The sequence below is a fragment of the Streptomyces sp. N35 genome, assembly GCF_016464295.1.
GTDB lineage: Bacteria > Actinomycetota > Actinomycetes > Streptomycetales > Streptomycetaceae > Streptomyces.
This window is the reverse complement of sequence record NZ_JAEIMH010000065.1, coordinates 33,581-42,271: the sequence shown is the minus strand read 5'-3', so window position 1 is coordinate 42,271 and position 8,691 is coordinate 33,581. Positions and strand designations below refer to the sequence as shown.

The window sequence follows — 8,691 nt, the reverse complement described above, 5'->3', positions numbered from 1 at the left end:
GGGGCGGGGGTTTGGCCCCCCCTCCCCCGGGACCCGGGGAGCCCCCCCCCCGGGCAGGGCGTCGGCGTCCTGCGCGCGCGCCTGACCCAGCTGACCCGCGAGGAATTCGCCCAGAAGCACTGGGCACGCACACCCCTGCTCACGCGCGGGGCCGGCGGCTTCACCGACCTGTTCTCCGCCGACGCCGTCGACGAGCTGATCTCCCGACGCGGTCTGCGCACGCCGTTCCTGCGCGTGGCCAAGGACGGTGCCACGCTCCCCGAACCGTCGTTCACCGCCCCGGCAGGGGTCGGCGCGTCGATCGGGGACCAACTCGACGACACCGCCCTGTGGCGCAGCTTCGCCGACGGCGCGACGCTCGTCCTCCAGGCTCTGCACCGTACGTGGGAACCGGTGACGGACTTCGCTGCCCGCCTCAGCACGGAACTCGGACACCCGGTGCAGGCCAACGCCTACATCACGCCTCCGCAGAGCCGCGGGTTCGACGACCACTACGACGTGCACGACGTCTTCGTTCTCCAGATCGAGGGCACCAAACGCTGGACGATCCACAAGCCGGTCCACCCCGACCCGCTGCGTGACCAGCCATGGACCGATCACCGCGACGCGGTCGTCCGGGCCGCGAAGGACGAACCCCACCTGGACACCGTCCTGGCGCCGGGCGACGTCCTCTACCTGCCGCGGGGCTGGCTGCACGCGGCCGAGGCGCAGGGCGCCGTCTCGATCCACCTGACGCTCGGCATCCACACCTGGACGCGCCACGCCCTGGCCGAACAACTCGCCCAGTCCGCACTGGCGTTGCTGCGGGACGACCCGGAGATGCGTGCGTCCCTGCCGCTCGGCACCGACGGTCCGGGTGAGGAACTCGCCCTCGTCCGTCAACGTCTCGTCGACGCCCTGACGGAGGCGGACCCCACACCCCTGTTCCATCGGACCCGGCGCGGCCAGGGACGGCCCGCGCCACTGGGACCGCTGGCCCAGCTCGCCGCCGTCGAGGGCCTCGCTCCCGATACGCGGGTGCGCTTGCGGGCGTCGCTCGAAGCACGGCTGGAGGGCCGGCGCCTGCACACACGGGCGGGCTGGCTCGACTTGTCCGAACGGGACCTGCCGGCAGTGACCCGCCTGCTCGACGGCCGGGACCACGCGGCACAGGAGCTGGGCCCCGAGCTCGTCGAGCGGCTCCTGCGCGCGGGCGTAGCGGTACCCGGCGGGTCCTGACGTGGGGGCGGTGAATCCGGCGCCCCGGTTCTTCTGCGCCGACGCCGCCCGGCTGCGGAACGACCCCCTGGCCGGTACGGCGCCGTACGGGACGACCTGGATTCTCATCGAGTACCCGGGCGGCTGGCCGCCCAACGGCTTCGACGGCCTTGCGCTCCACCCCGACACCAAGAGGCTCGTGTTCTCCGCGGCCCAGGCCGTCCGGGCCCGCATCCTCCTGATCAGACGGCACGGACGGCGCACCTCCGAAGGGCCGCGGCGCTGGGCTGTCCTGCGTTACGAGAGCGACGGCGCACACCGGCAGACCTGGGGCACCTGGACGCGGGACGAGGACCTCGCGGGCATCGCCGTCGCCCTCGATGCCCCCGGCGACCGAGGAGCTCGGCCCGTCGTGCTCGTCTGCGCCCACGGCCTGCACGACGTCTGCTGTGCCGTGCGCGGCCGGCCGGTGTCACGGGCGTTGAGCGAGCGCTGGCCGGACCTGGTGTGGGAGTGCACGCACGTGGGAGGCGACCGATTCGCCGCCAACGTCGTCATCGCGCCCGACGGCGTCTACTACGGCAACCTCGACGCCGCGTCAGCCGTCACCGCGGTCGAGGAGCACCTCGCCGACCGCGTACATGCCGATCACCTGCGCGGCTACACGAACCTCTTCCCGCCCCAGCAGACCGCGGTGGCCGCTCTCCTCGCACGATTCGGTCCGGCGGGCCGGCACCACTACGCGGTCGTGGACACGACGCGCGACAGCGACGGCTGGCTCGTCCGGCTGACGGCCCGTACGCCGCGCTCACCCGCGTATGCGGTCGACGTACGGTCCCACCGGACGCCCGCGCGCCAACTGACGTGCAACGGGCTGTCCTTGAGCTCGACTGTTGTCCATGAAGCCCGGTCGATCATCGCCGACTGACGGTGAACCGGGCGTGCGGACCGGAACGGTGGCGCGTCGATGAGGGCAGGTGGCCCTGCCACGGACGGACCGGCCGAGCGCTCCCGTTACGCGGCGAGCGCGGCCGGCTCGCCGAGCCGGCCCGCCGCCGCACGCCACGCGGCGGTGACCGCGTCGTGCGCTTGTCCCGTACGCATGGTCCGGTGGCCGTGCCCGGTCACGGTGAGCGGAGCCCCGACGTGCACATGCAGATCCGGACGGCGCAGGGGCGCTGTGGCCAGGCCCGCCAGCTGCTTGGTCACGCTCCCTGAGGTGACGCGTCGCGCTCCGGCCTGCCCGATCGGCACGATCGGTGCGCCCGTACGTTCGACGAGCCGGGCCACGCCGCTGCGGAAGGCAAGGGGTGCCTGCTCGCCGGCGTCCCGACGTACGGGCAGGCGGCCCTCACCGTAGATGAGCACCAGCTTGCCGTCCTCGAGCGCGGAGGCGGCGAGGTCGAGAGCCTGTGCCGCGCGGCGGTCTCCACGATGAACCGGGATGTGGCCCTCGCGAGCCAGGGCCGTACCGAGGAACGGAATGCGCCACAGGCCCGCTGCGGCCATCACCACGGGCCGTACCTCAAGACGCTCCAGCGCGGCGAGCACGACGGCGGGGTCGGCCGGCGAGGTGTGGTTCGCGACGATGAGACTGCCGCGTGCGAACGCGGCACCGGCGTCGACGCTCACCGTGAGGCGACCGAAAGCCGGAACGAGAACCTGGGCGAGGCGACTGAGCATCGTGCTCTCCTGAGGCTGACGACGAATGAGCTCCATCGTCGGTGTCGGGAGCTGCTGGGGCCTGAGTGTTCGTACTCATCTTGGTCTGGCGTCCGGAACGCACTTCGGCGCCGTGCTCTCGAGCAGTTCCCTGACCGTGCAGCCCTGGCCAGAGATACGCCCGACGATGAAGCCCGCACCAATCGAGACGTCAATGACTACGGGGGAGCGCACAAGAGATGGGGCGAGCATTCGCGGCCGCCTGTACGGCCATGCTGATCACGGCAGTTGCCGCATTCACCGCGGTCGGCTGCACGAGCAGCGTGGGTGACGGGAAAAGGGACGCTCACCCGGCACAAGGCTCCGCGCACGGGAGCCTCAAGGGGCAGGTGCGGGACCTGACCGATGCCGAGGAGGTCCTGGTCGAACACGCCGAGTCGATCCTGGTCAAGAAGTGTATGGAGGGCAAAGGGTTCCCCTACTGGGTTGCACCGATGGCGAGCGTCGCGGAGCGCCAAGGGAACGGCTACGTCCTGGACGACGTCAATTGGGCTCGCTCGTACGGTTACGGCGGGGAGTTCGAGCAGAAGGCCGAGCAGGCTCGCCCGGCCGACCCGAATGCCGCGTACGCCAACTCCCTCCACGGGCTGCCTGGCCGAGGCCAAGGGGAAGCTGTACGGCGATACCGCGGCCTGGTTCCGCGTCAATAAGATCGCCACGAGCCTGACGCCCCTCTACGTTCCGTATCTCGTCAAGGACCAGCGCTTCGTGAAAGCGCTTGAGGCCTGGTCGCGGTGCATGAGCGAAGCCGGCCATGCCTACGCGTCCCCAGCCGAGATCCGGGAGAAACGCCATGCGCTCACGCAGGGAATGAGTGCCGCCCGGGCCCATGCCACCGACGTGCGGTTGGCGGTGACCGAAGCCACGTGTGCGGTGAAGACCTTGCTGGGCAAAACGGCTCGTGCCCTCGAGCGTGAATACCGGGCCAAGAAACTTCAGCGCTACAGCGAAGACATCGCCGCGTATCAGCGTATGAAACTGGCCGCTTCAGCTCGGGCCGAAAGAATCACCGGCTCCGAAGCCTGACGGCGGCAAACCGTCCGGATGCACCGGACTTCGCAGATTTCCGCGGCACCACGACAGCGGATGTTCCACCACACCGCACAGAAGACGGAGCAGCCATGCGCAGAATTCCTGCCGTTCTTTCCGCTCTGACCCTTGGAGGGCTCGGGGCGCTCGTACCCGCGACGAACGCGCACGCCGACAACTGGACCTGCAGCGACAATTACACGGCGGCGTCGTACGGGTACATGTACGCCTATCAGGACCACTCTTGCCACGGCGGCGTCCTCGGCTACAGCAACAGCTGGGACTCGGACTGGGGCAACAGCAGCGGCCCGTTCCGAGGCACGGACACCAACAACGCGTCATCCATCCTGAACAAGGGGAGTATTGCGGTCAAGTTCCACAACGAGACCGGACAGGACTGGGGCGGGGGACACATCTGCCTCTCCAAGAACGAGGCCTATGCCAGCAATATCGCTGACGATTACTTCACCGAAGGCCACCAACAACATCAGCTCCCACCAGTGGGTGACAAACGACAGGTGCCCACCCGGGGGCTGGCCTCCCTGCCCGACCCGTTGCGTCCCGGATCAAAAGGAGCCGGGCTCGTCCGCATGCGTACGAGCCCGGAGTCGACCTTGCTACGACGAGGGTGACCGCTGCCCGGAGCGGAGTACGAGCAGGGTGATCTCGCTGGGCGCGAAGATACGGAACGGCGGGCCCCAGAAGCCGGTGCCGCGGCTGGTGTACAGGAGGGTTCGGGTGCCGTGGCGGCTCAGGCCGGCGAGGGCGGGCTGGTCGAGGCGGACCAGGTGGTGGAAGGGCCAGATCTGGCCGCCGTGGGTGTGGCCGGAGAGCTGGAGGTCTACGCCCTCGGCGGCGGCACGGTCGATGAACTTGGGCTGGTGGGCCAGGAGCAGAACGGGGTGGTCGGGGTCGGTGCCGTCGAGGGCTCCGGCGAGGTGGGCGCGGTGGCCGGCCAGGCCGGAGGACTCGGCGGTGACATCGTCCACGCCGGCGACCACGAGCGTGTCGCCGCCTCGTTCGAGCAGGAGATGACGGTTCCGCAGCGGCTCCCACCCCAGCTCGTCCATCAGATCGACCCAGCCCTGGGCCTCGCTGTAGTACTCGTGGTTGCCGGTGACGTAGACCCGGGCCCGGGTGGCGCGCACGGTGCCGAGTGGGGCGGCCTGGTCGCGGCGGCGCTCGGCCGTGCCGTCGGCGATGTCACCGGTGTGGCAGACGAGGTCGGCCTCCAGGGTGTTCACGGTGTCGCAGACCCGCGCGGACCAGCGGGCGCGGTCGAGCGGGCCGTAGTGGGTGTCGGTGATGAGGACGACGCGGGTGCCGTCCAATCCGGCACCGAGGCGCGGGAGTTGCACGTCGAGCCGGCGCACCCGTGGCACCCGGCGGGCTTCGGCGTACCCCCAGCCGAGCAGCACGGCCGCTACGCCGAGGACCGCCCAGGTGACGATCCGGGCCCGGTCCTGACCGTCGCCGACACCGGCCACGGTCAGGGCGAGCCGCAGCAGGACACCGAGCAGAACGGACCAGGTGAACAGGACCCAGATGCTGCCGAGGAGGGTGTCCCCGACGATCGCCGCCGCGTCCTGCTGCCGTCGGCCGTGGCCGCGCACCATCGCGAGCGGCATGCCGACAAGACCGAGAGCGAACAGGGCTGTGCCGGCCGGCGCGACGGGCAGCGGCCAGTTCTGGCCGGTGTGCAGGAGCAGCCAGCAGGGCACGGCCCACAGCAGGACGGGCGCGATCAGGGGGAGGTAGCGCATCAGGCGATGCAACCGGCTCGGCTGAGCCGCATCCGCCGCAGCTCCGGCGGATCGGGTTTCGTCGCTGGTCTCGGTCACGCGTCCCCTTTTCAAGCAACCAGGCTGCTGTTGCGGGCACTGTAGCCGCCTCGTGTTCCACGGAAGTGCGCGCCTGTTCACTCTGCCCTACGGCAAGTTCACTCTGCCCACGACAAGATCAACGCGCTGACGGCAGTGGCTCAGTCCTTCGTGGAACGGGGCCCGGGCCACCCGTCGTCGAGGCCCGCCCCCTACGCTCCTGATCATGACAAACGGATTCAGCGACCAGTTCCTGCTCGAGGCGGAACGGCACGCCGTCTGGGGCGCGGCTCAGCTCGAAGCGCTCATGGAGTTCCTTCCCGAGGCGCCATGGACCGCGGACCTGCCGACATGTTCGTACCAGCAGGGAGAGACGCAGCTACGGATCGGCGTCCTGGGGACGTACGACATGAACGACGGGTCCTGGATGTGGGGTTGGGCGAATCCGGGGCTCGGCGGGAGCGAGGTCGTGGCGCTGTCCGCTGCCGTGGCACGGTACGGGCAGGCGAACGGGATTCCCGAGTTCACCGCAGGGCAACTCGATCTGTCCGGCTTCGACGATCCGCGGCGGGCCGCCGAGATGCTGGCCTTCGCGGGGATGGGGGTGGCCAACGCACCCGGATACATCGGGCAGCCCGCCGGGCCCGCCACCCAGGTGTACTTCCTGCCCGACGACCCGAAGGTGCCGAGCGCACCCCTCGATCCGATCGCCCTGCCGCGCGTGCTGATGGCCGGGGCCTCACTCATCGGGCGTTCTCCGCAGCAGGCCGTCAGGGGGTACTTCGAGCACCACGGGGTACCGCATCGCATGGAAGACCACCAGCTGATCGCCGACCTGCCGACCGGCAACGCCGCCGTGGTCTCCTTCGACGCGATGGGGCGCATCGGCAACATCCGCCTCACGGTAGGCGGTTGACCCGAAGCGTCCGGCGGGCCGGTGGCAGGCGACGGCACCCTGCCGCTTCCTCGCCGTATTCGTCGCTGAGGCTCGGGCGGGCGAGGTAGTTTGCGAAACGAGGACGCAGTACGGGGCGCTACGGGAGGACGGCGTCCCGCGTGAGGGTGTCCGGCCGCGAGGAGGAAACATGGGTGGCATCGAGGTGGCGGCGGGGCTGCGCGGGGCCGTGCATACGCTCCTGAAGGTCCTGGAGCCGGAGCAGGTACGCGAGTTGCGGGCGGCGCCGGGCCGGCTTGATGCCGCGGAACTGCGGGAGTGGACGTATCTGCCCGGCTCACGGCCGGGGTTGTCCACCGAAGGGCTCGACGGCGCACAGCGCGAGGCGGTCGACGCGGTGCTCACCGCCGCGCACGGCGCGCTGGGCGCGGAGCTGGCCCTCGGCGCGATCGAGGTGGAACGCCATCGCCGTGCCCTGGTCGGGGCGAGGGGCCCGGACCGGTACTGGCTGCGGCTGCTGGGTGATCCCGAGGGTGACGGCCCGTGGGGCTGGCGGATGAACGGCCACCACCTCGCCGTCCATGTGCTGGTCGCGGCGGGCGATATCCGGGTGACGCCCCACTTCATCGGCTCGGAGCCGGCACGGATCGCCGACGGCCCGCACGCAGGGCGGCGATTGCTGGGCCCGGAAGAGGATCTGGCCCGCGACCTCGTCACCGATCTGGACCGCGCCCGGCGCGCCGAAGCGGTCTTCTCGGCCACGCCGCCGGACGACATCCTCACCCGCGACGACCCGTTCGCCGACCCCGGCGTGCTGCCGGCCGGCCTGTCGTACGGCGCGATGACGGGCCCACAGCAACAGCTCCTTGAACACCTGGTGCGCCGCTACTTCGACCGGGCCCCCGCCGCCTACGCACAGGCCCGCTGGTCCGAGGTCCGAGCACGCGGCCTGGAGGCGCTCTCCTTCGCCTGGGCCGGTGGCACGGTCCCCGGCGAACAGCACTACTACTGCGTACGATCGCCCGATTTCCTCATCGAGTACGACAACACCCAGGACAACGGCAACCACGCCCACTCCGTGTGGCGGCACCTACGCCACGACTGGGGCATCGATCTGCTGCGGACGCACTACACGGATCAGCACACCCACGGCTGACCGGCTCGGCGGGAACGCCCCCTGGAGCATGCGGACTTGTGCACCTGGACCGGCCGGTGAGGCCTCAGTCGCCGCCACCGCCACCGCCACCGCCACCGCCACCGCCACCGCCGCCTCCACCTCCGCCGCCACCGCAACTCGAACCGCTCCCGGCGTAAGTGCCCGCATCCGAGCCAGGATCGGAGTCGTTGTCCAGGGCCTTGCCCATGCGCCTCAGAGTCCGGCCGAGACCAGCGGGAAGCCCCTGCCCGTGGTCACCCCGGTGTCGCACCGAGCCGTCCCGGAGAAGGGTGGCCCCGCCAAGGACGTACTCGGGCACGCTCGCGTCGTGCCGGGCCGCTTGCAGGTGGCGCCTGCCCGCGCGCGTCACTCTCCGGCGCGAGCGCGCGACCAGACCCCACGCGGCCAGCCGGCGCCCGATCTCCTCGACCTCCGGGGAGCGTTGCACGGCAGCGCGTACGGCGTTGATGCTCTTGCTGCGCCGGCAGAAGGCGAGCACAGCACGCTCGACGGCATGGTCGGGGTGCTCGCCCTCCACCGTGCGCACGCGCCAGGCGAGTACCACGACAAGGCCGCGCCTGTTCAGCGCGATGATCGCGCTGTCCGCCACCCGCTGCGCCCCGCCCGCCAGGAACGCGATGTCGTACAGCTGCAGATCCCGCGCCGCGCTCGCACCTCTTCTGAACCCCCACCGCATCCAGACCCGCCCCCCCGATTCGGCCCGCTGCACCTGCCGGCAGTGTCACCTGCGGGCCATGGGCTCAACCGTCTTCGCGCCGTCTCAGAGCATTACTTGAGCTATGGGCGTTCTGGGCGCCGGCCGCCCCCCCGCGGGGGAGGGGGCCACGCGGCCGCCCCCCCCCCGGGCCGCG

The 8,691-nt window shown here is 70.8% G+C and carries 10 protein-coding genes; 7 read left to right on the top strand and 3 right to left on the bottom strand.

Annotated features, from left to right (window positions below; translation table 11 throughout):
• Positions 1-69 precede the first annotated feature (69 nt).
• Together JAO81_RS29815 and JAO81_RS29810 are read left to right on the top strand one after the other, a co-directional pair.
• Positions 70-1,218, top strand: coding sequence for a cupin domain-containing protein (locus JAO81_RS29815; protein WP_199551084.1), 1,149 nt, complete (start codon positions 70-72; stop codon positions 1,216-1,218).
• A gap of 10 nt (positions 1,219-1,228) precedes the next feature.
• Positions 1,229-2,125: a sucrase ferredoxin gene (locus JAO81_RS29810; RefSeq protein WP_199551065.1), complete on the top strand. Its 897-nt coding sequence runs from the start codon at positions 1,229-1,231 to the stop codon at positions 2,123-2,125.
• 86 nt (positions 2,126-2,211) lie between these two features.
• On the opposite strand, the gene JAO81_RS29805 is transcribed toward JAO81_RS29810, so the two are convergent.
• Complete coding sequence (locus tag JAO81_RS29805) at positions 2,212-2,880, bottom strand: lysophospholipid acyltransferase family protein (protein WP_199551064.1); 669 nt, start codon at positions 2,878-2,880, stop codon at positions 2,212-2,214.
• A 218-nt stretch (positions 2,881-3,098) separates the two neighbouring features.
• On the opposite strand from JAO81_RS29805, the gene JAO81_RS29800 reads away from it, so the two are divergent.
• The 3 genes from JAO81_RS29800 (at position 3,099) to JAO81_RS29790 (ending at position 4,580) form a co-directional block, all read left to right on the top strand.
• The gene (locus JAO81_RS29800; RefSeq protein WP_199551063.1) at positions 3,099-3,569 is read left to right on the top strand and encodes a hypothetical protein; all 471 of its coding nucleotides are present in this window, start codon (positions 3,099-3,101) and stop codon (positions 3,567-3,569) included.
• Between the two features lie 58 nt (positions 3,570-3,627).
• Positions 3,628-3,945: a hypothetical protein gene (locus JAO81_RS29795; protein ID WP_199551062.1), complete on the top strand. Its 318-nt coding sequence runs from the start codon at positions 3,628-3,630 to the stop codon at positions 3,943-3,945.
• Positions 3,946-4,040: 95 nt separating this feature from the next.
• Positions 4,041-4,580 carry a hypothetical protein gene (locus JAO81_RS29790; protein WP_233416102.1) on the top strand — a complete coding sequence of 180 codons (540 nt, stop codon included), beginning with the start codon at positions 4,041-4,043 and terminating at the stop codon, positions 4,578-4,580.
• On the opposite strand, the gene JAO81_RS29785 is transcribed toward JAO81_RS29790, so the two are convergent.
• Entirely contained in the window at positions 4,566-5,789 is a 1,224-nt protein-coding gene (locus JAO81_RS29785) for a metallophosphoesterase (protein ID WP_199551061.1), read from the bottom strand. The two genes, JAO81_RS29790 and JAO81_RS29785, sit on opposite strands and share 15 nt — an antisense overlap.
• Before the next feature lie 205 nt (positions 5,790-5,994).
• Between JAO81_RS29785 and JAO81_RS29780 the strand changes: the two genes are divergently transcribed.
• Positions 5,995-6,684 carry a DUF6882 domain-containing protein gene (locus JAO81_RS29780; protein ID WP_199551060.1) on the top strand — a complete coding sequence of 230 codons (690 nt, stop codon included), beginning with the start codon at positions 5,995-5,997 and terminating at the stop codon, positions 6,682-6,684.
• Between the two features lie 169 nt (positions 6,685-6,853).
• Positions 6,854-7,819: a DUF3500 domain-containing protein gene (locus JAO81_RS29775; RefSeq protein WP_199551059.1), complete on the top strand. Its 966-nt coding sequence runs from the start codon at positions 6,854-6,856 to the stop codon at positions 7,817-7,819.
• 64 nt (positions 7,820-7,883) lie between these two features.
• On the opposite strand, the gene JAO81_RS29770 is transcribed toward JAO81_RS29775, so the two are convergent.
• Entirely contained in the window at positions 7,884-8,549 is a 666-nt protein-coding gene (locus JAO81_RS29770) for a TIGR04222 domain-containing membrane protein (RefSeq protein WP_307813837.1), read from the bottom strand.
• Between the last annotated feature and the right edge of the window lie 142 nt (positions 8,550-8,691).